At 41.5% G+C, this 21,455-nt stretch carries 23 protein-coding genes; 19 read left to right on the forward strand and 4 right to left on the reverse strand.

The genetic code is table 11. The features are described 5' to 3' along the window. The first annotated feature begins 332 nt into the window (after positions 1–332). The 6 genes from ehuB to DESYODRAFT_RS10455 all read left to right on the forward strand — a co-directional run bounded on the left by ehuB (position 333) and on the right by DESYODRAFT_RS10455 (position 5,554). On the forward strand, positions 333–1,208 hold the full coding sequence (gene ehuB / locus DESYODRAFT_RS10430) for an ectoine/hydroxyectoine ABC transporter substrate-binding protein EhuB (protein WP_007782745.1): 876 nt from the start codon (positions 333–335) through the stop codon (positions 1,206–1,208). A 78-nt stretch (positions 1,209–1,286) separates the two neighbouring features. Beyond that, entirely contained in the window at positions 1,287–1,928 is a 642-nt protein-coding gene (ehuC, locus tag DESYODRAFT_RS10435) for an ectoine/hydroxyectoine ABC transporter permease subunit EhuC (protein WP_007782748.1), read from the forward strand. Between the two features lies 1 nt (position 1,929). Further along, positions 1,930–2,586, forward strand: coding sequence for an ectoine/hydroxyectoine ABC transporter permease subunit EhuD (ehuD, locus tag DESYODRAFT_RS10440; RefSeq protein WP_007782750.1), 657 nt, complete (start codon positions 1,930–1,932; stop codon positions 2,584–2,586). Positions 2,587–2,663: 77 nt separating this feature from the next. Next, a complete protein-coding gene (gene ehuA / locus DESYODRAFT_RS10445; RefSeq protein WP_427854324.1) occupies positions 2,664–3,461 on the forward strand; it encodes an ectoine/hydroxyectoine ABC transporter ATP-binding protein EhuA in 798 nt (265 codons plus the stop codon). A gap of 298 nt (positions 3,462–3,759) precedes the next feature. Then, entirely contained in the window at positions 3,760–4,821 is a 1,062-nt protein-coding gene (locus tag DESYODRAFT_RS10450) for a 4Fe-4S dicluster domain-containing protein (protein WP_007782756.1), read from the forward strand. Then, entirely contained in the window at positions 4,811–5,554 is a 744-nt protein-coding gene (locus DESYODRAFT_RS10455) for a cytochrome b/b6 domain-containing protein (protein WP_007782759.1), read from the forward strand. Before DESYODRAFT_RS10450 ends, DESYODRAFT_RS10455 begins: the two co-directional genes overlap by 11 nt. Before the next feature lie 166 nt (positions 5,555–5,720). Here the strand turns inward: DESYODRAFT_RS10455 and DESYODRAFT_RS10460 are convergent, their stop codons facing one another. After that, positions 5,721–6,503 carry an enoyl-CoA hydratase/isomerase family protein gene (locus DESYODRAFT_RS10460; protein WP_007782761.1) on the reverse strand — a complete coding sequence of 261 codons (783 nt, stop codon included), beginning with the start codon at positions 6,501–6,503 and terminating at the stop codon, positions 5,721–5,723. A gap of 281 nt (positions 6,504–6,784) precedes the next feature. Here DESYODRAFT_RS10460 and DESYODRAFT_RS10465 point away from each other — a divergent pair, with 281 nt between their 5' ends. Next, positions 6,785–7,123: a toprim domain-containing protein gene (locus tag DESYODRAFT_RS10465; protein WP_007782764.1), complete on the forward strand. Its 339-nt coding sequence runs from the start codon at positions 6,785–6,787 to the stop codon at positions 7,121–7,123. 152 nt (positions 7,124–7,275) lie between these two features. Here DESYODRAFT_RS10465 and DESYODRAFT_RS10470 read toward each other — a convergent pair whose 3' ends face one another. Next, complete coding sequence (locus tag DESYODRAFT_RS10470; protein ID WP_007782767.1) at positions 7,276–7,812, reverse strand: flavodoxin family protein; 537 nt, start codon at positions 7,810–7,812, stop codon at positions 7,276–7,278. A 635-nt stretch (positions 7,813–8,447) separates the two neighbouring features. Here DESYODRAFT_RS10470 and DESYODRAFT_RS10475 point away from each other — a divergent pair. The 4 genes from DESYODRAFT_RS10475 (at position 8,448) to DESYODRAFT_RS10490 (ending at position 13,559) form a co-directional block, all read left to right on the forward strand. Beyond that, entirely contained in the window at positions 8,448–9,125 is a 678-nt protein-coding gene (locus DESYODRAFT_RS10475; protein WP_007782770.1) for an ABC transporter ATP-binding protein, read from the forward strand. After that, positions 9,122–10,198: an HlyD family secretion protein gene (locus DESYODRAFT_RS10480; RefSeq protein WP_007782773.1), complete on the forward strand. Its 1,077-nt coding sequence runs from the start codon at positions 9,122–9,124 to the stop codon at positions 10,196–10,198. Before DESYODRAFT_RS10475 ends, DESYODRAFT_RS10480 begins: the two co-directional genes overlap by 4 nt. A 37-nt stretch (positions 10,199–10,235) precedes the next feature. Next, the gene (locus DESYODRAFT_RS10485) at positions 10,236–12,749 is read left to right on the forward strand and encodes an FtsX-like permease family protein (protein ID WP_242833611.1); all 2,514 of its coding nucleotides are present in this window, start codon (positions 10,236–10,238) and stop codon (positions 12,747–12,749) included. 339 nt (positions 12,750–13,088) lie between these two features. After that, a complete protein-coding gene (locus tag DESYODRAFT_RS10490) occupies positions 13,089–13,559 on the forward strand; it encodes a C-GCAxxG-C-C family (seleno)protein (RefSeq protein ID WP_007782778.1) in 471 nt (156 codons plus the stop codon). A 172-nt stretch (positions 13,560–13,731) separates the two neighbouring features. Here DESYODRAFT_RS10490 and DESYODRAFT_RS10495 read toward each other — a convergent pair whose 3' ends face one another. Next, a complete protein-coding gene (locus DESYODRAFT_RS10495) occupies positions 13,732–14,205 on the reverse strand; it encodes an NfeD family protein (RefSeq protein ID WP_007782781.1) in 474 nt (157 codons plus the stop codon). 250 nt (positions 14,206–14,455) lie between these two features. Here DESYODRAFT_RS10495 and DESYODRAFT_RS29535 point away from each other — a divergent pair, with 250 nt between their 5' ends. Continuing rightward, positions 14,456–14,587: a hypothetical protein gene (locus DESYODRAFT_RS29535; RefSeq protein WP_282433054.1), complete on the forward strand. Its 132-nt coding sequence runs from the start codon at positions 14,456–14,458 to the stop codon at positions 14,585–14,587. A 195-nt stretch (positions 14,588–14,782) separates the two neighbouring features. Continuing rightward, a complete protein-coding gene (locus tag DESYODRAFT_RS10505; protein WP_242833613.1) occupies positions 14,783–15,514 on the forward strand; it encodes a nickel/cobalt transporter in 732 nt (243 codons plus the stop codon). Between the two features lie 8 nt (positions 15,515–15,522). Here the strand turns inward: DESYODRAFT_RS10505 and DESYODRAFT_RS10510 are convergent, their stop codons facing one another. After that, positions 15,523–16,002 carry a NapC/NirT family cytochrome c gene (locus tag DESYODRAFT_RS10510; RefSeq protein ID WP_007782787.1) on the reverse strand — a complete coding sequence of 160 codons (480 nt, stop codon included), beginning with the start codon at positions 16,000–16,002 and terminating at the stop codon, positions 15,523–15,525. 220 nt (positions 16,003–16,222) lie between these two features. Between DESYODRAFT_RS10510 and DESYODRAFT_RS10515 the strand changes: the two genes are divergently transcribed. The 6 genes from DESYODRAFT_RS10515 to DESYODRAFT_RS10540 all read left to right on the forward strand — a co-directional run bounded on the left by DESYODRAFT_RS10515 (position 16,223) and on the right by DESYODRAFT_RS10540 (position 21,442). Beyond that, positions 16,223–17,002 carry a carbonic anhydrase gene (locus DESYODRAFT_RS10515; RefSeq protein WP_007782788.1) on the forward strand — a complete coding sequence of 260 codons (780 nt, stop codon included), beginning with the start codon at positions 16,223–16,225 and terminating at the stop codon, positions 17,000–17,002. Between the two features lie 264 nt (positions 17,003–17,266). Beyond that, positions 17,267–17,908 (forward strand): DedA family protein, encoded by a 642-nt coding sequence (locus tag DESYODRAFT_RS10520; RefSeq protein ID WP_007782790.1) that lies wholly within the window; start codon positions 17,267–17,269, stop codon positions 17,906–17,908. A 238-nt stretch (positions 17,909–18,146) separates the two neighbouring features. Beyond that, positions 18,147–18,563, forward strand: coding sequence for a nucleoside diphosphate kinase regulator (gene rnk / locus DESYODRAFT_RS10525; protein WP_042339588.1), 417 nt, complete (start codon positions 18,147–18,149; stop codon positions 18,561–18,563). Between the two features lie 179 nt (positions 18,564–18,742). After that, the gene (locus DESYODRAFT_RS10530) at positions 18,743–19,201 is read left to right on the forward strand and encodes a helix-turn-helix transcriptional regulator (protein ID WP_007782793.1); all 459 of its coding nucleotides are present in this window, start codon (positions 18,743–18,745) and stop codon (positions 19,199–19,201) included. 3 nt (positions 19,202–19,204) lie between these two features. Further along, entirely contained in the window at positions 19,205–20,185 is a 981-nt protein-coding gene (locus DESYODRAFT_RS10535; RefSeq protein WP_007782795.1) for a UbiA family prenyltransferase, read from the forward strand. A gap of 51 nt (positions 20,186–20,236) precedes the next feature. Then, positions 20,237–21,442 (forward strand): NADH:flavin oxidoreductase, encoded by a 1,206-nt coding sequence (locus tag DESYODRAFT_RS10540; RefSeq protein WP_007782797.1) that lies wholly within the window; start codon positions 20,237–20,239, stop codon positions 21,440–21,442. The last annotated feature ends 13 nt before the right edge of the window (positions 21,443–21,455 follow it).

Consider the following 21,455-nt stretch of genomic DNA (forward strand, 5'->3'; position numbering starts at 1 on the left):
TGGTATAGAGGTTATCCCAGAAGGATTTACCTTGACAGCCAGACAACTTATCTGTTATCATTGGGTTGTCAGTAAAATATTGTTTGGCTTAAGGCTGAATTTCCCAAAAGGAAAACGAGGGACCCGCTTACCTGTGGCCTATGCAGTGTTGGTAATCCTTGGGCGTGTCTCCCAACTTAGGCATATCGTAAACTTCGCAAGAGGTTTGAAACATCATCGTTACATTCGTTTTTTCTTTTGGGAACCCTAAAGGTTCTCTTTTGTTTTACCCTTTTGCCATACTGTGCTCTTGGAAAGAGCAGAAAAAACATTTATTTTGGAAGGAGATTATGATGAAACGATTTAAAGGATTTTTGGCTGTGCTGGTGACATTGTCCATTTTAGGATTAGCCGGGTGCGGTGCAGCAGAGACGAACAGTGAGACTAAATCCACTTTGGCAACTGCTAAAGAAAGAGGGTATGTCGTTGTCGGATTTGCCAATGAAAAGCCCTATGCTTATCAAACCCCGGACGGACAGCTTACCGGAGAGGCGGTAGAGGTTGCCAGAACGGTCCTGAAAAATATGGGTATCAACGAAATGAAAGGGGAATTAACAGAATTTGCTTCTCTGATTCCCGGACTTAAAGCTAAGCGCTTTGACATGATTACCGCGGGTATGTTTATTAATCCTGAGCGGGCTAAAGAAGTCGATTTTGCTAATCCTGAGTACCGCATTGGAGAAAGTATTGCTGTTAAAAAGGGAAATCCTTTGAATCTCCATAGCTACAAAGATATTGCGGCTAATCCGGAAGCAACAATTGCAGTCCCCGGAGGAGCAATTGAGTATGATTATCTTCTGAAATCCGGAGTTCCGCTGAAGCAAATCATGACTGTACCTGATATGCCTGCTGCTTTGTCAGCTCTCCAATCCGGACGGGCGGATGCCCTCACGGCCACCGGTCCTTCTGTCCAGGCCACTCTCGAAACAGCCAACAACCCGGATTTGGAACGAGTCATGGATTTTGCGCAACCGATGATCGACGGCAAAGAAGCTGTTGGTTATGGTGCAACAGCTTTCCGTAAAGAAGATAAGGATTTCCGCGAGGCCTTTAACACTGAACTCCAAAAACTCAAGGAGTCCGGTGAGCTGCTGAAGATCATCGCTCCCTTTGGATTTACAGAACAAGAGCTTCCAGGGGATAAAACAGCCGAAGAATTAAGTAAGTAGTAAGCTAAATTTAAATTTATCAGCAAGTTCCGGTGATTAAAAATATAATACCTTTCCGAAAGGAGTCGATGTAAACCTATGTGGTTTGATATTCTCCCTTCTTTCTGGGAGGGGGCCAAAATTACGATTGAATTAACCCTGTTTTCAGCTATTATCGCTTTTTTCCTTGCCTTTACGGCGGGGTTTGGCCGGCTATCCAAATATAGTGCAATCCGGTTCCTGGCTACTACCTATGTCGAGGTTTTTAGAGGGACATCATTGTTTGTACAACTCTTTTGGATCTACTTTGCCTTGCCCTTGTTCGGTATTATGCTGCCCAAAATGGTTGCAGGCGTACTGGCTTTGTCACTCAATGCCGGGGCCTATGGCTCTGAAATAGTCCGCAGTACAATTATCTCGGTGCCTAAAGGACAAACCGAAGCCGCAATTGCCCTTAATATGACCCCTTGGCAAAGAACTCGTCTTGTTATCTTGCCCCAGGCCTTAGTGATGATGCTTCCAGCCTTTGGGAATCTAATTATCGAGATGTTGAAAGGCACTGCACTCGTTTCCTTGGTAACACTTTCTGATTTGACATTTGTAGCGACGGTTCTCAATTCCTCAATTATGCGTCCCACAGAAATTTTTTCTGTGTTATTAATAATCTATTTCGTCATCTCCCTGCCCTTTACCCGAGGGATACGGTGGATTGAGCATAGGTTATCCGCGGGGAGGTATTAATATGTGGAGCTGGGATTATACGTTCATGATTTTGCCAGAGATTCTCTCTGCCTTAAAAATTACTGTCTCAGCTACATTTGTAGCTTTTGCTGTAGCATTAGTAGTAGGCTTGATTTTAACTCTCGCCCGCAGATCAAACTTTAAACCCCTATCTCTATTTGCCCAAGGATTCGTGGAGTTTGTTAGAAACACACCTCTTTTAGTCCAATTGTATTTTATTTTTTATGTTCTGCCTGAGCACGGTTTATCTCTGTCTCCATTTGTTGCTGGAGTTATTGGTTTAGGGCTGCACTACAGTACCTATCTGTCAGAGGTATACCGGGGCGGGATTGAGTCAATTCCGCCAGGGCAGTGGGAAGCTGCTAAAGCACTGAATTTTTCACCCCTTGATACTTGGCGGAAAATTATTCTGCCTCAATCAATTCCGCCAGTCATACCAGTATTGGGAAACTATCTAATAACTATGTTCAAAGAAACTCCAGTACTCTCAGCGATCACACTTGTTGAGATAATGCAAACAGCTAAGATGCTTGGTTCCCACTCATTCCGCTATTTAGAAGCGTTTACGATAGTTGGAGTGATGTTCTTGATACTAAGTTATTCATCCTCGCTTATGGTGAGGCGCTTAGAAGTTCGTCTGAATCTCAAATCGGCTTAGATTAAATAAATAATGAAGGGATTGATCGTGTGAGTGTACCGTTAAAATTAATCTATAATGAGGGGCCAACTAAAACAGTGAATAAAGATGTTCATAAGGCAACTGTAAAACCAATTGTTACCTATAATAATGTTTGCAAATCATACGGCGATCTTCACGTGTTGAAGAATATTGATCTTAATATTGCTCCTGGTGAAAAAGTCGCCCTTATTGGCCCCAGCGGCTCAGGAAAAACCACCTTGGCCCGTTTGCTCATGACCTTGGAAGAACCAACTGATGGTACAATCGAAGTTAATGGGGAATTGTTGTGGCATCAAAGAGTAAATAATAAACTGGTTAAAGCCAATGAGAAGCACTTGCATCAAGTACGCGGGAATATCGGTATGGTCTTTCAACACTTCAATCTTTTTCCCCATATGACAATTTTACGTAATGTCATGGAAGCACCGCGAAATGTACTGGGATTAAGTAAGGAAGAGGCTAAAGAACGGGCCATAACCATGTTGGAACGAGTCGGACTCGCAGAGAAAATTGATGCTTACCCCGCACAGTTGTCCGGAGGGCAGAAACAACGTGTAGCCATTGCCCGTGCTTTGGTTATGCGCCCCAAGGTGATGCTTTTTGATGAACCCACCTCAGCCCTGGACCCTGAGTTAGTTGGTGAAGTTCTGGAAGTAATAAAAGCTATTGCGGCAGAAGGGGAAATGGCTATGCTGCTAATTACTCATGAAATGGACTTTGCCAGAGATGTAGCAGACCGGGTTTTGTTCTTTGATCAGGGACGGATTATTGAGCAAGGCCCGCCAAAGAAGATTTTTATAAATCCTGAAAGTGAACGGTTACAAACCTTCTTAAGCCGTTTTAATAAGCATTAAAAAGGCGGGCCATAGGCCCGCTTTTTCGTACTACCAGAAAGTATAAAACTTCGTTATTATACTTTCTAAGCATAAGCGCAACTAAGGCCGCCGCCGCGCCTGCGGCTTGGCTCCAGCCAAGTTTTCTTTATTCAGAATAGAAAGTAAGTTTTGGGGGTACCATAGGGTGCCTCTTTGCTTTGTGACAAAAGGACCGTTCCCCTTATCACCTCTCCAGAAATTGACTCTTGCAAATATCAATAATCTGTGATATGTATATAACTAGCATATACACACGGGGGGTATAGGGGGTATGAAAATGAATGATAATATATCTCGCAGGACATTTTTTAAACGAACGACTGTAGCAGGCTTACTTGGGGCATTGGCAGCAACTGGTCTCGACAAGCCGGTTCAGGCTGCGGGGCTGAGTAGTGGAAAGTTAGGTACTTTGATTGATTTGACAAAATGTGACGGTTGTAAAGATTTTGAAACACCATATTGTGTTGGAGCATGCCGGATGCATAATCAGGAGCGTTTTCCTGAACCGGAAAAGCCCTTAAAAAAGTATTGGCCCCAGGATAAAGTGGAAGATTGGTCTGACAAACGAGGTCTGAAAAGCCGGCTGACACCTTATAATTGGATGTTTGTTGATCATGTAAAAGTTCAGCATAATGGAACGGAACAAGAGGTCTATGTTCCAAGGCGCTGTATGCATTGTGATAATCCGACTTGTGCAAAACTATGTCCTTTCAGTGCGATTACCAAGGACCCATCGGGAGCTGTGTCTATTGATGATGAAATATGCTTTGGCGGGGCAAAATGTCGTGATGTCTGCCCTTGGGGTATTCCTCAGCGCCAAGCCGGAGTTGGACTTTATCTGGATGTTGCCCCGGATTTAGCCGGCGGCGGAGTTATGTATAAGTGTGATTTGTGCGTTGATCTGTTGGCAGAGGGAAAAAAACCCGCTTGTGTAAGTGCTTGCCCCAAGGGGGCTATCTCGATTGGCCCAAGAGAAGAGGTGAGAACCCTGGCCTATCAAAAGGCGGAAGAGATCAAGGGCTATGTCTATGGGGATAAAGAAAATGGAGGAACTGCCACCATCTATGTGTCTGCAGTTCCGTTTGAGATAATTGATGAAGGAATCAAAATGGATAAAACGAGTAAAAAGGATACCGCTCCAGGTCGGCCAGGTATGCCTGTAAATATCGAAAATTACCTTTCTACAGGAAAAGGAATGTTCCTGAGTGCGGTTATGGCTCCGTTTGCGGGAGCAGCAGTTGCCGGTTTGACGGCTTACAGAACAATGAAAGGTAAAAAAGCTAAACAAGTACAGAATGACGGGAACGAACAGGGAGGGGAGAATAACGATGGCAAATAATCCAAAGCAAAGTAAACTATTGAGACAAAACCTTGCTAATCGGTTTGTTCACTGGACAACAGCTCTCTCGGTTTTGTTGCTTATTATCACGGGTTTGGGCCAGCTTCCTCTGTATACCCGGTATAATGTGACCAAATTACCCGGTGCGGAATGGCTCGGCAATTACTTTATCACGATTGACCTTCATTATCTGGCTGCGCTTGCGCTCTTATTTGCCGTTTCATTTCATATTGTCAATGCCTTTGTCCGCAGGGAGTTTGATATTTTTCCGCGTAAGGGAGATATGAAAGAATCTTACCAGATCATTAAAGCTATGTTTACTAAGGGGAAAGAGCCTGCTTCGGATAAATACCTGGCTGAACAACGGGTTGCGTATCTGTTTATTGGGTTTAGTATCCTGCTATTGATTATCACCGGTTTGATTAAGACCCTGAAGAATGTTCCTGGCGTTGACCTGCCAAGCTCACTTTTATATTGGAATACTGCCTTGCATAATATTGGTACAGTTTTGATATTTTTTGGAGTTGTCGGACACCTGGCGGCCTTTTTGCTCAAAGAAAACCGTCCGCTTATTCCCGGGATGTTTACTGGATTAATTGACCGGGAGTATGTCAGACATCGCCACAGTCTTTGGTACGCCAAACTTGTCCGCAATGGCGATATCGACGAAAAAAATTCCAATGCATCTAATCCCCAAAAGCAAGCCGATATAGGTAAATCGACAGTTGTATAGCCTTTAGTTAGGCAGAAAGAGCTCGTACTGAAAAATGGAATGCTCCCCCTCAATAGGACAGATTAAATCATAAAATCTGTCCTATTGAGGGGGAGCATTCCTATGTCTTGTGTAGGGAGTACTTTTATGTCGGAGCCATGCAGGGAGATGGCTTTGAGTATATTAGTTATCTCCCGTTGAAAACAGGTCTTCTTTTTTCGAGAAAGGCGGTAACCGCTTCACGTAAATCTTCAGTACCGCAGCAATAGGTTGATTGTGCCTGTTCAAATAGCAAGCCTGCTTCCACACTGCTTTCGTTCGCTAAATTTATCCCTTTCTTGGCAAAGCGTATTCCTGCCGGTGGGAAACCGGCCATTTTATTGGCAAGTTTCATGGCGCGTTCATTAAGTTCTTCTTTTTTAACCATTATTTCAACCAAACCAATCCGCAATGCTTCTTCTGCATCAATTTCTTCGCACCCCAGAATCAGCCGCTTTGCCTGCCCAATACCGACCAGATGAGTTAAGCGGGTGGTTCCTCCCATATCGGGTGCTAAACCAAACCGCACCTCAGGAATAGAAAACCTAGCGTTATCTGCCGCGATTCGAATATCACAGCCTAGAATCAGTTCTGTAGCGGAACCATAACAAAAGCCGTTTATGGCTGCAATTACGGGGATGGGCAGTTTTTGCCAGAAAGAGTAGAGGTTTTGCAGCCAGACAAGGTTATCCATTATAAACTGAGAACTGACTCCCTTTAAAAATTTCAGGTCAATTCCGGCTGAGAAATGATCTCCATTGGCGTTTATCAGGACTCCGCCTAAATCCTGGTCAGCATTGATCTCCTTTTGGATCTCTTCCAACTCCTTAAGAAACTCAGTGCCAACTAAATTAAATCCTTTAGGATTATCCAGAGTTATGATACCGATCTTACCATCCTTGCTATAGGCCAGGTGTTTTCCATAGCTCATTTTAGTTCCTCCAATCAACTTCATTGGTGTATACTTGTAATGTAATATATTTCTATTGGAAAATCTATACTAGTTACACCGTAAACTCTAAAAAAATGAATTAAAATTCATTATAATTAAATAGCATAATTAGGCTTCTTGATTTAGTGGTCTATAAATAATTAGTTCGCTTGTATATTTCAATGCTAAAGAGTAGAGTCTAGTTACGAATATAAACATCAACAAACGACGCCAGATTGATAAGCAGCGCTGATAGAAACGTATGAAAGTATGGGTGGAATATGAGAGTAATTATTGTAGAAGGAAAAACGGATAAAGAGCGGCTGCTCCAGCTTTTGGATGAACCTGTAGAGATTGTTTGCACGAATGGCACCTTGGGATTAGAGAAGCTGGATGAGTTAATAGCAGCTTACAGTGAGGATGAAGTATGCGTTCTCTTGGATGCCGATGAAGCCGGCGATAAGGCCCGGCGCCTCTTTAAGCAAGAGTTTCCTAACGTTCGTCACTTATATACACACCGTATGTACCGTGAAGTGGCTACCACACCGCTGAATGTTTTGGCAAGAATCCTCGAAGGGGCCTACTTTGCGGTGAAGGTACCAGATAGTGAAGACTTATAGAGGTACAGTCTTGGAGTGGAAAATTAAAAATCCCAATATTAACACAAAAATAGCCGATTTTAGCATTGCTAAATCGGCTATTTTAAAAAATTAAATAACAACCAGAGATGGTTTTAAAAATGTTTATAACGTAATATCAGAATTCTTAGTGTTTATAGTTCCATGCCCAAGTCTCTTGCCAGCTTAGGGTAATCACTGTCCTTCAGGTCTTCTCTGGTGTATGCACCGATAGCGAGAACCTTTCCTCCTTCTTGCCAATTCAGGTAACGGCATAAGGTTTGATAATGAATTACTAAGGCATCCATAGCCCAGTCATCCTTATCACCACAGGCAGCAATTAAATAAAGTCGTTTGGGGGTTTTGCGCAGCAGCGGATTAATAGCGAAAAAACGGTCAATGACACGTTTCAGTTGTGCTGTCATGCCAAAATAATAGAGTGGTGTTACTAACACTACCGCATCCGCCGTCAAGATATGTGGGTATATTTGCGTCATATCATCATCGTAGACACATCGCCCATCGTTATCACGACAATGATAGCAACCGAGACATGGGTGTACATTTAATTTTGCAGTTTCAATTCGAATAACTTCGTGACCAGTATCTTTCGCGCCTACACATACCTCATCTGCCAGCAAGGCCGTGGTTCCCCGCGAATGGGGGCTTCCAGTAAGAATTAATACCTTCATTATTAAGCCTCCTAATTATGTTTTTAGTTCGCAAATATCCTTTAAAGGTGTAAGTTATAGCCAAAGTTAAATCTTCCGGTTCTAAACTGATTCAAGATGAAATTACCAATTTTTATAGCAATAGTTTAGCATATTTTTAACATGTTAAATTGCCTATTTTTTAGCAAAGTTTTTCTGAAGAACTATATAATTTTATTGTTGGGATTCCTTTATACTTGCCGTCATGACAAAAGAATACTTTGGAACAGCACACTGATCTCCTGGTTCGCCTTGGCAACTTCCTATCTTCACAATAATCTTTTCCTCAGACATTATGGTTGATGCTCTCAATATAGTGCTCCCCTTACGGGAGAGTCAAGAGACGGAATAGTTAATACTTTGTTAATAAACTGTTTATGAAAAAGCAATAGCCATAGTCTAGAATATAGGTTAGGAAGCTCTAGAGAATTTTGTCGAAGTATATCGGTAAATCGTTAATACAAAAACTACAAAATTTGACCAGGTTATGAAGTGTGAGATCAATAGTTTACGTCTAATATAGTAGAATTAATTTGGTTGCAGCTCTTAATAATTGCTTTTGGCAACGATAAGAGTCTGTTTGTTATGGCCAATTTTAGAATAGTTGAGGTGTTAAAGTGGAGCCAGTTATCGAAACAGTGGATTTATGGAAGGCATATAAGCTGGGAACTGTCGATGTGGAAGTTTTAAAGGATGTTAATGTACATATTCACAAGGAAGAGTTTGTTTCAATTATGGGACCCTCAGGTTCTGGGAAAAGTACACTTTTATATTTGATAGGCGGGCTTGACAAGCCAACCTCCGGCTGCATTAAAGTCAATGGCAAAGAGATTTCAAAGATGAAGGATAAAGACGAAAGTGCCATGCGCAGAAAAGAAATAGGGTTTGTCTTTCAATTTTATAATCTCATCCCCAATTTGAGTGTAGAAGAAAATATTTTGCTGCCGATTTTATTAGACGGAAAGAAAATTAATAGCTATAAGGACAAGCTTAATGAAATTTTAACGATTGTAGGTCTTTCCGATAGACGGAACCATACTCCCAAGGAATTATCAGGCGGTCAGCAGCAGAGGGTAGCCATTGCCAGGGCACTTATAAATGAGCCGGAAATTATTTTAGCAGATGAGCCTATCGGAAATCTCGATTCCAAAACGGGAACAGAGGTCATGGAATTGCTAAAGACCATCAATACACAAAGAGGAAGAACGATTGTACAGGTTACCCACTCGAAGGAAGCGGCAGATTATGGACAACGAATCATTAACTTAAAAGACGGGAAGGTATGTCAGCTATGAAAAAGATGTTGAGAATAGGGCTTATGGGGCTATTGATTTTAACGATAGCAGGGTGTGGTAAAGAACCTGTAAAAAGTGAAGAGGAAAGCGTGGCTAAGGTAGAAACTAAGCAGGTCATAGAGGCCTTCGGGACAGTTAAGTCTACAGAGGTGAAAACCATAATCCTCGATTTCCCGGCAGTCATCTCCAAAATAAACGTGGTTGAAGGGCAGAAAGCATCGAAGGGAGATGTGTTAGTCAGCTTAGACTCTCAAATCTATCGGACACAAATCCGAAACAAGGAATTTGAATTAAAGACTTTGCAAAGTGAATTATCCGGTTTAGATAGGGATTACAAGACGAAACAGACTAGTCTCAACAATAACAGTGACCCCGAGATTATGAGATATATCAATGATAAGAAACATGCGGAAGCTTTATTTAATCAAGCTCTGGAGGATTTAAAGGACAGAGAAACATTGTATAAAGCGGGTGCGTTATCCTTAAGTGAACTTAATGAGTTCAAGAAAACAGTCAATGAAAAGGAAAAGGCCGTTGCGGATGCGGTCTTTTCCGAAGAAAACACCCGGAAAAAAATTCAGCAAGAGCTGGACCAGCTGCAATCCTCTATTGATCAGAAAAGCCCCCAGGTTGCCGCCAAGGAGTTTGAGCTCAAAGCTATGCAGGAAAAGATGAACAAAAGTTACATACAAGGCGATGACATTATCGTTGATGTTCCCAATGGAGTAGTCACTGACCTTAGCTGTGTCCAGGGGGATATCATATCATCTGAAGGGAAAAAACTTTTAAGTGTCCTTAATAAGGACAGTGTGGAAATAGAAGCAAACGTGGCGGAAGAATTTATTAAAGATGTTAAGCCGGGAGCGGAGGTTATCATAAATCCTCAAGCGGATAAATCACGGACGTACAAAGGGAAGGTCTTATTCATTGCTGAAAAAGCAGTCCTGAAGAACAATGAGACAATTATTCCGGTTCGAATATCCATTGAAAATCTTGATAGCTTTTTACTTCCGGAATTTAATGTCGATGTTAAGATCGATTTTGAAACTGAAAAGCAGGATAAAGCAGAATAAGCAGTTTCTGATCTTGGACTTGGGAGTTACTTTAGGAGTGATAAGATTGGGCATCATTACCAAGTTTATAGTCAAAAGTATTCTTGAAAAGAAGTTACGAACATTTCTGATCATTTTAGCTATTGTTTTATCTTCGGGCGTATTTTTTGCTTCGATCGCTATTTCCGGGAGTCTGGAGGAAATGATTATCAAAGGAATCAGAGATTCCATTGGGGATGCGGATATTGTAATCACACCCACGGAAAAATCATCTTCTCCGTACTTTTATATGAATAAAGCGGAACTTTATAAAGACCGTACGGAATATATCATAGGTGAGATTCAGAAAAATGCGGTATATAAACCCAGCGGGAATGAAGAAGTCAGCATTAACCTGACCGGTGCGGCTATTGAAGACGTTCAAACAATGAATCCGTTTACGATTGAGCAGCAGCATAATTTGTATCCTTTTGAGGGCAGAAAAATCGTCATTGGTAAATCCGCTGCAGAAAAGTATCAGTTGAAAGTAGGCGACAGCCTGGAACTAGAATTAGGAGAAGGCCAGGAAATCTCCAGACAAAAGTTTACGATCTGTGGAATAGGATCTTCAACAGGATTATTTAAAGGGGCTTCCAAATCAATCGCGGCAGTAGTACCCAGGGATTTTTTAAGTAATATGAATAATGCACGCGGTAAGGTGGGGGCTGTCTACATAAAGCTGATTCAGCCGGAAGAGAAACAGGAAATGATTCAGTTGTTGTCAGATGAGTATAAGGACTATAGGGTGTTTGAGCTTTTTCCTCTTGAGGAAATTAAGCAGGAAACCTTAATGATCTCCGCAATATTTCTGATGTTGTCATCCATCGTTTTTTTTATGAGCATCTTCATTATTTACTCCTCCTTTAAGGTGATTACGACAGAAAAACTTCCGATCATAGGGACCTTTAGAAGTATTGGGGCCACTAAAAGAATGACAAACTATTTACTATTAGGAGAGAGTATTTTATATGGAATTGTCGGAGGCATTTTAGGGTGTGGAGTAGGAGTAGGAATCTTATATCTAATGTCTCAGGCCTTAAGCAAAATGGTAAATGGTTCTGATGGAATGGAATTCAAAGCCGTAATTCAATTTTCAGGAGCAAATTTTGTTTTGGCTTTCTTGATGGCAGTCATTCTTTGTTTTGTCAGTTCAATCATCCCCATATTAAAGGTATCTAAAATTCCGATCAAGGACATCGTTTTAAACTCCGGGCCAAAGAATACTAAACGCAGAAAGTTATGGATGATCCTAGGCATCGTTTTCCTGGTCATCGCTTTTGCTTCCTCTTTTATAACTTCGAATGATTTAAGGCCTATCTTAGGAAGCGCGGGGATGCTTCTTACTCTTACAGCCATCGTAATGCTTGTGCCCAATATCACTTCAATTTTCGTAAAGATCTTTGAAACGTTGTATGTTTTTATCTTTGGGAACATAGGTATTCTGGCTGCTAAGAATTTGAGAGAGAATCAAAACATTATTAATAATATCTCGATGCTGGCCATAGGGATAGCCTGCTTGCTTCTGATCAATACAGCCAGCTATGATAATGTCATAAGCATAACAGATCAGTTCAGAAATTCCTTATATGATATAGAAATGTATACCCAGAAGGGCGATCGGAATATCGAGAAGCGGTTGCTTAGTATTGAGGGCGTGCAAGAAGTGTATGGAGATTATGAGACTTATGGAGTGGAATTGGCAGATAGAAATGACAGGATATCTCGGATTAAAGGGATTGATAAAAGCAAGATCTTAAATTTCTGGAATATCGAGATGAATAAAGATAGTCAAGATATGTTTGAACGGCTTGATGAAGGACGAAATATTTTAATAACTAATACTTTAAAGGAAAAGCTGAATCTAAAAGAAGGGGATTTGCTAAAGCTAAAATTAAAAAGTGGTGAAAAGGAATATAAGGTGATTGGATTTTTTGAGGATTTTGCTAAGAACAAAAATATTGGCCTTATATCACAACGCTTCTTTAAAGCAGATACCCAATCTAAGTATTATTCAACCATTTATATAAAGACATCCCAAAATCCTGAAAATGTACTTAAGAAAATCGAAGCAGAATTTATAAGGCTAAAACCCTACTTACAGACCAAGAGTAAGCTGCAAGAAGAGTATATGAATTCTAATCAACAAGTAACACTGCTCATGTCAGGTTTTTCAATTCTGGCGATCATTATCGGAGTTTTTGGAGTGTTAAACAATCTCTTAATAAGCTTCCTGGTTCGTAAGCGTGCCCTCGCCGTTTTCAAGTCGATAGGTATGAGCAAGGTTCAGACAGTTAAGATGATTTTCATTGAAGCCCTCACTGGAGGAGCGATAGGCGGGTTATTAGGCGTTATGGCAGGAACCTTAATGATCGTTATTTTGGCGGGAACGAGCAATTCAAAGGATATACACTTCCCCATAAGCTCTTATTTACTCTATGTTGTCGCAGGTGTTCTCCTAATGCTTATAGCATCAATAATTCCGGCCCTAAAATCCTCAAAACTTGATATAGTTTCATCCATAAAGCTTGAATAAAGGGGTAGTAAGGATAAAAATAGCAAACGGATGATTACGCATAGTGGATTTTAACAACGTCGGCAAGAAGCCTCCAGCCGCTAAGCTACCTTGCTCACGATAGTGAGTGCATAGGGCGGGAGATGAATTGCCGCCTTTTTTCCAATAGGTATTACTAATCACCTATAGACTGATAAAATGTAATCAGTCTTAGAATTTGATGGATTAATCGACTATGAGCAGAATTTCCCCCAGTCTAAATCAGGAGTTTGCGAATAATAATTATTATTCTGAATAGTAGGAATATGATTATTTACGTAGAACTACTACTTAATGAACTATTAAGGAGGGGGAAATCTTATGAATGAAGAACTAGCTCTGGAGGCCCGTAATCGTGCGGGTAATAAATTTAAGATGGGTCTGAATTGTTCTGAAGCAATTGTGCAGACCTTTAATGAAATGTTGAATAACCCTTTGAACTCAGATGCCTTAAAAATGGCGACTGGCTTTGGAGGCGGATTAGGGCATGCCGGTTGTATGTGTGGAGCATTAACCGGGTCGGTCATGGCGTTAGGACTTTTTAAGGGCCGCTTTGATCCCGCAGAATCCAGAGAACCTGCCTATAATCTGGCTCATGACTTTCATGATCGTTTTCTTAATCAATACGAAGCAACTTGCTGCCGGGTGTTAAACCCTCATGAGTTTGATTCTCAAGACCATTTACGCCGATGTCTGAAATTAACTGGGGGGACAGCTAAGTTGCTAATGGAGTTCCTTCAAGAAAAGAAATTAGTGGATGATGAATTCACATGGCCTGATATGGCTCAGTGAGACTTCAAATTATTGAAGCAATAAAGGGGCTGATGCTTTACGAATAGAGTCGTAAAGCATCAGCCCCTTATTACATAAAAAATAGCTGCGGACATAAGAACCCTCTTAGGGTCACAAAAAAGCGAAAAGGGTATTCCAACTACATTTTAAAGTGGTTCTGCACCCCCTTTTTTTAAATTTGACGAACTACAACACGCGAACCTTCCACAGCGATTACTTTGATCTTTGCGCCACTCATTACGAATGCCCCTTCTGTTACAACATCAAGTCGTTCACCGCTAAAATCAGCCGTTCCAGCCGGGCGCAACTGACAGAGCGCGATCCCTTGTTTATTCAAATAAATCTCGTAGTTGCGACCAGGGGTTAGATAACCCTCTTTTGGAGTTTGGCAGGTTTTTAAAGAGAATCGTTCCCAAATAAAACGGGTTTGGGGCAAGCGAAAACTTAAGGCGAATAACCCGGTTAGAGTCAATAGTAATAAACTTATGAAAAAAACCCTTTGGGCAAAGGAATCAACACTTAAAACGATCCCAGTGATGAGGGCAGCGACGCCAAATAAGCCAAGTATTCCTCCGGGAACAAAAATCTCTAAAAACAAGAGAGCGATTCCGAGTATAAATAAGGCAACGATAAATCCTGTCCCCACGTTTCTCCCACCTTTAAAGAACCTTTACATAGATATAACACGTTCCGCTTCCCTAAGCAATCCTTTCTGCATTTTTCATCCCCCGCTGGTGCCGCTTTAGCGGCATGGGGGTCTACACTGAAAGAAGACTCGTCAGAATCCTCTGGTTGTCCAAATTGTCCTGCGCAGGCCAATTTGGGACAACCATATTACAAACTATTGAATCCCCAGACCCGCAAGCAGGGCAGCTTCGTCCACAGAAGCGAACCCATTGCATGGAGAGGCGTTACAAGCCCACAAGACGGTGCGGGGATACGGAGCCACGGGTTCACCTCAGGTATTACCCGGAGGTTTGGCGGAGTCCCGCACTGGCGAGTGGGCCAGCCTCGGAGTGCTGCGGTGAGCGGATGTGGACGAAGCTGCCCGACCCGGGAGTACTCTCGTTTTCATCCTCTGCTGGTGCAGCGGCATGGACGATTACTCTGAAAATCAAAGACCCGAAAAATATAAAGCCCCCAAAGAAGGGGCTATTTATATTTTCAGGGTGGAAAGTTATGAGACAGGCCCGCATATATTTAATAAGCTTTAGTGGGGAGGAATGATTTTGGAATTAATGTATACGTTTCCAGCAGTTATCGGCTTAGGAGCACTTCATTCTTTAGAACCGGGGCATGGTAAAGGAGTTATCACAGCTTATTTAATCTCTTCAGGTGCCAAAATTAAAGATGCAATTATGATTGGCCTAATCTCGGCATTAGCTCATACGCTTTCGATTACCTTACTGGCGATTTCAACTTCGACCGCTATTAAAGTACTTGTTCCGGAAAATCTGATCCATTGGCTTCAGCTTGTTTCAGGAATTGTGGTTATTTATATCGGCCTAAGTATAATTACACAGAGAATTTTTGATTATTATGAAGAAAAACAAAAACCTCGCCATAGTGCTCATGGCCATAGTTGCGGCGGTCATTGCAGTCATAACCATACTAAGCCAATGTCTCATCCGACTAACCGTTTCAATTTGTTTCTGACAGGCTTTTTTACTGGAATAGTTCCCTGTCCAAGTGCCCTGGCGATCCTGCTGGCGGCAGTATCGGCGGATCAGATTCCTTTAGGATTAGGGCTGGTGGGAGCATTTTCTATTGGAGGGGCTATCACGATGGTGGCAATTGCTGTAGTTGTTGTTCGGGCCGGCCACACAATAAAGAAATTAGAACGATGGCAGGTAGTAAACCGTTTAGCACTGGTTTCTTCTTGTTTGATCATATTTTTGGGTGGAGCAGTGATTTTTCAATCATTAGGCCGAATTGGGATATCTTCCGGGTTTTAGACGCCAGGTTAAGATTTAGCGCCCTTTAAATCAGGAGTTAAGTAAATATCAACGTCATGTCCGGTAGCTCTATGACAGTCTAAACATGATTGGGATTGCTTTATAGTCGCGAAGTGGTTTACCTTAGATGTGTTCTTTAGCCGTACAGTTTCCGGATAGTGCTTTCTGTCCTTTAAATGGCATATGAGACAATTCTGATCATAAACAATGGCTTGGGTAGGAATGGTATAGTCACCGCTATAATGTTGGAATACGTAGTTTAACCCTCTGGCTTTAGCATGAATTTTACCTAGCTCCCCTCTTGGCTGATGGCACTCCAGACAGTTAATATCCTTATGTGCAGAAGTTTGCCAGGATGTAACGTATTTTTCAACCTCATGGCACTTGGCGCAAAAATCAGGCCCGGAGGTGGCTGTATACCCTATTTGAAACAGAATGTATAAAACAATAATTACGGTCAAGCTTCCAATGATTGACTTCTTCCACATAATGAAGCCTTATAAATATGAAAAATAGTATATGCATTTCTGTAAATTTTAACTAATGCTTTCATAAATTAGTTTACAACTAAGACCTGATTCCTAAATTCCATTGGAGTCAGGTCTTTAGTTTTTACATTTTTTAGTTTGGATAGGTCTAAGATGCCCCACATATTGGTAAAATGTAGATATAATTCTATCTCGACAGAATATAGAAGGGAGAAATTTTGTGAGAAGACGATTTACTTATCTTAGCTGCCTATTCCTTACATTAGCTATCTTACTCAATGGCTGTGGAAGTGATATTTCACGTATTGCCGGTGACCAAAATACTGAGGCGGAGAATCCTGCTGTACAGGAGGCGTTAGCTGCTTCTCCAGTCTATCAACGAATAGAAATAATCTCCTCTCCTGAGGAAGCAAAACAACTCTTAATTGAAGGAAACCAACGTTTTGCCACGGGTAAACTGTTGAGTAAGGATTTGAGTTCCGCAAGACGAAGGGAGTTGATGGAAAATGGTCAACATCCCTTTGCAGTCATTGTGAGTTGCTCGGATTCGAGAGTTCCTCCCGAACTTTTGTTTGATCAAGCCCTTGGAGATTTATTTGTAGTCCGTGTCGCTGGAAATGTAGTTAGTCCGGTTGAATTAGGAAGCATAGAGTATGCAGTGGATCACTTGAAAACCCCCTTAGTTGTGGTGCTTGGTCATGAGGCATGTGGAGCGGTTACGGCCGCTGTCCAGGGCGGAGAAACACACGGGAGTATTAGCTCAATCATTGAAAAGATTAAGCCTGCAGTTGACGGAGCCAAGGCGCTGAGCTTCGGCATAACAACGAATAAAGATTTAATCGATAAAAGCACTGAACTAAATATCCAAAACACCATCAAAGAAATCTTAAAGAGCCCAATTATCGAAGAGGGTGCAGCAACGAAAAAAGTGGATATCACAGGTATTAAATATGATCTGGATGAGGGTGTTTTAGAGTTCATTAATTTAGAAGCCAACTGAGACGCGAATATTGACGAAGAGTGCAACGACCTTTGTCAAATGGGCAGAACTTAAAATGTTAGTATGGAAGGCTCCTTGTATCATATATTAAGGGGTCTTTTCCTGTATCAGAGAATAAAAGATACAACTATTAGAAAAAAAGAGAGGTTTGAGATTAGATAAATTATGATCTCAATAAAGGACTTTCAAGGAAGGTTGTCGAATAAGAATCTTTTGCAGATATGCATCTGAGTGAAATGAAAAATTTTATTTAAAGGAGTTATTATGGAATTAATCACCGGACTCATCGATTTTATTCTCCATATTGATCTATACTTAGTTGAAATTATTAAGAACTATGGAACTTGGACCTATTTGATTCTTTTCATGATTATCTTTAGTGAAACGGGCTTTGTTGTTACCCCTTTTCTTCCGGGAGACTCCCTGTTATTTGTCATTGGGGCTTTAGGAGCTAAGGGTAGCTTAGATTTCAACATGGCTCTCATGCTTCTCTTTTTGGCCGCGATTGGAGGCAACACATTAAACTACTTTATCGGCAAAATGATTGGGCATAAATTACTGGCAATGAAAAATTCCCGCATTATTAAGAAAGAGTATCTGGATAAGACCCATGCCTTTTATCAAAAACATGGAGGTAAGGCTATAATATTCTCTAGATTTATTCCAATCATCCGTACGTTTGCTCCTTTTGTGGCTGGTCTTGGCAAGATGAGCTTTATGAGATATAGTATATATAATGTTATCGGCGGTGTTTCCTGGGTCTTGTTGTTTATGTTTGCCGGATTTTTCTTTGGTAATATTCCCGCGGTCAAACATAATTTTACCTATGTAATATTTGCCATAATCTTTGTTTCTTTGCTGCCCACAATTGTCCCTTACATTAAAAGTAAACGGAGTAGGAGATAGGTTAATAATCTGGATTTTTAATATAATCTTGTTTAGAAAGCTCAACATATCACTGATAGTGACTATGTTGAGCTTTAGACTAATGTTTGAAAACTTTGCAAAAAATCAGAGGATATCCATTACTCCATTCTAAAATTAAATAGGCGGGAAAATCATTGATAGCCAGGGTTATGAAGTAGTTTACTTTTTTTGCTAATGAAGGGGCTAATAGAAAATGGAAGGAAGGTTAAGAAGAGAAATGTCGAGAAAGATTCATATCACATCTGTAGACAGAGACCGCTTATTAAAGCTGATAGGAAAAGAAAGAGAGTTTAATAGCGTTATTAGTAAGCAGTATTTGAAAAATCTGGAGGAAGAACTGACCAATGCGCAAATTTTAACCTCTGAAGAGATCCCTAAGGATGTTATTACAATGAACTCCAAAATTCTTCTGCGGGATATGGATGCGAACGAGGAAATGGTTTATACGTTAGTTTACCCTGCGGAGGCAAATTTGGCAGAGGATAAAATTTCTGTCCTTGCTCCGGTGGGAACAGCTATCTTAGGGTACCGGGAGGGAGACATCATTGAATGGAAGGTGCCTGACGGTATCATTAATCTGAAGGTTGAAAAGATTCTATACCAGCCGGAAGCTGCCGGCGATTATCATCTTTAAATAACTTTAGGTCCAATCGGTTGGGACAAACTATTTGGTAATGTTCTAAGAAAAATAGTTGTTAAAGAGGATGCTACGGGCATCTTTTTCCTTAACAACTATTTTTTTATTATAAGGATTATGCTATACCAAAACGGACACAAATAGTGTAATATTACACTAAAGAGGTGTGAGAGCCGATGACAAGAACAGAGTTCATCCTAAAAGTCTCAGATAAACTGAAACTAATCCGGATTGAAAGGGATTATACTCAAGATAAGATGGCCGAAGTACTGGGAATATCCAAGAAAACGTTAGTTCAGATTGAAAAAGGCCGATCTGTTCTTAGCTGGGCAGGTGCTGTAACCTTGTGCACAATTTTCAGAGACAGCGAAGTCCTGGAGATGACATTTGGCGGGAATCCTCAAGATATCATTCTTTCGTTAGCCTTTACTGATTATGAACGTAATGAAAAAACCATGGGTGGAAAAGTGTGGTGGAATAATATTGAATGTACGGAGTACTATCGAATCCAGCAAAATATTATTTCCAGGCACTTTCGAATCCTTGATAGTCAGGACCGAAGGATTTGCTCTTCCTTTGATGATAAATATATTTGGAAAAGGTTTCGGGAGCTTTCAGGAGAGGGCGGGGCATAGGATGTGTTGTATTTTATAAAGGCCTATATAAAATCTATGAGGCTCTATTACGCTTTTGTAACGGGGATCGCGGGTTGGATTGGGATGTCGTTTTATGAATATATCGCCGAGTCTCCTTTTCAGACGACGGAACTGGTTCCCGGCACTGAAAAAAAGGCAGTGATACTGATCCTGCTTTTTCTCAGTTGGGGTATCAACCAGATTATCAATGACTATCTGGGCTTGCCGGAGGACCGGGTTAATGCCCCGCACCGCCCTATGGTTACGGGTGAGCTAAATCCCCAAAAAGCCTTAATCTTAACGGGGATACTCCTGATTATCACTCTAATGGTTACTTATTTCTATCTGGAGCCCATTGCTCTGGTACCTGCAATTTTGGGAATCCTTTTAAATGTTCTCTATGAATACGCTAAGGGACATGGTATTTTCGGTAATATCATCTTCGGGCTGATGATTTCCACCTGTACCGCCTTTGGGTTTCTGGCAGCCGGTCCCACAGAGTCTCCCTATTTTACTTATAGCCGTGTCTCAGTGCTGATTCTGGTGGCTGTTATGAATGGTTTAATGACCTTTTACACCTATTTCAAAGACTATGAGGGGGATAAAGCTGCCGGTAAACGGACAATCATCGTTCGCTTAGGAGTAGAAAAATCCAGATATCTGGCAGCTGTCACCTCCTTGCTGCCTGCAGCATTCTTTTTGCTGATCTATCTTAATAATTTTATCGAAGCCAGGGTCGATAATAGTTTTCTCATTCTGGCAGGATTGACACTTTTTCTGGAACTGCGGACAGGTTATCTCTACTTTAGAAATCCCCGCGGGGAGAGAACTTATTATTCTCTGGTCGCAAATTTTCGGGCATGTATCTGCGGCCAGGCAACTCTGATTGCGTTATTTAATACGGAGCTGGCTATGCTTTTGTTTTTAGTATCTTATATGTTTGTCGGTTTTTTATTTGACTTGCACAAAGATCCAAAATCCTAGAATGCCCCAGGCTTAGTCTAAAGGAATTTTGCTGATTTAGCGGAGGTTATCATGAAGTTGTTCGAACCGGCTGAAATAGGTCCATGCAGTTTAAAAAACAGGATCATTCGTTCAGCGACCTTTGAAGGAATGTGTGACTCCCAGGGCCACCCGTCCCCCGAATACCACCTGCTCTATAAACAACTAGCTTCCGGAGGGGTAGGGGGGATCATTACAGGCTTTGCCTATATCTCCTCTGAAGGAAAAGCAATGCAGCCAGGTCAGGCCGGCATGCACTGTGAGGAAATAGTAAACTATTTTTTGTCCGTTACAGAGGGGGTACACCAGCATGACTGCAAAATCTTCATGCAGTTAGCTCACACGGGCAGGCAGACGAGGAAAAAGGAAACCCGACAAGAGGTTTGGGGGGTGTCTCATAAACCATCCCTGTATTTTGGCGGATCTCCCCGGAAGTTAAATACTGAACAAGTGTATTCACTGGCTAAGCAATTCGGAAAAGCGGCCGGATATGCTAAGGCTGCCGGATTCGACGGTGTACAGGTCCATGCGGCCCATGGCTACCTGATCCACCAGTTTATTTTGCCCTCCGTTAATCATCGCAAGGATGAATTTGGGATTAGTGACAAAAGCAAGATAGGAACAAAATTTCTGGAGTTGGTTCTTGAAGAAATCAGAAGAGAGTGTGGTCAGGATTTTGCTCTCTTAGTTAAGGTAAGCGGCGGCGATGATTATTTTACAAGGTTTTCAAATGAGCAGTTTTCGAACCTCATCAGATTTCTCGATGCTCAGAAAGTTGATGGGATAGAGATTAGTTATGGGACCATGGATAATGCTCTGAATATCTTTCGCGGCGATATCCCGCTTACAGTCATTTTAATGCATAATCCTGTCTTTAAAATCAGTAAAGACAAGCATGCTATCCCCAGACTTCTGTATAACACCCTTCTGTACTGCGGGATGAGGGTAAAGCTAAAACCTTTTACGCCGACGTACAATCTTGGTTATGCTAAAATTGCCAAAGCCTTAACGGACATCCCAATTATCAGCGTCGGCGGGTTCAGAAAGGGAGCAGAAATGCGCAGCTGCCTGGAAGACGGCTTGGCGGACTTCGTCAGTTTGAGCAGACCGCTGATTTGTGAACCGGACTTTGTGCATAAACTCCGGCAAGACAGGAATTATACCTCCCAATGCAGCAATTGCAATATCTGTGCTGTTATGTGTGATTCTAATCAGTCAACCAGGTGTTACAGTAGATAAGTTTTCGGTTAAC

It is taken from the genome of Desulfosporosinus youngiae DSM 17734, from assembly GCF_000244895.1.
Classification (GTDB): Bacteria; Bacillota; Desulfitobacteriia; order Desulfitobacteriales; family Desulfitobacteriaceae; genus Desulfosporosinus; species Desulfosporosinus youngiae.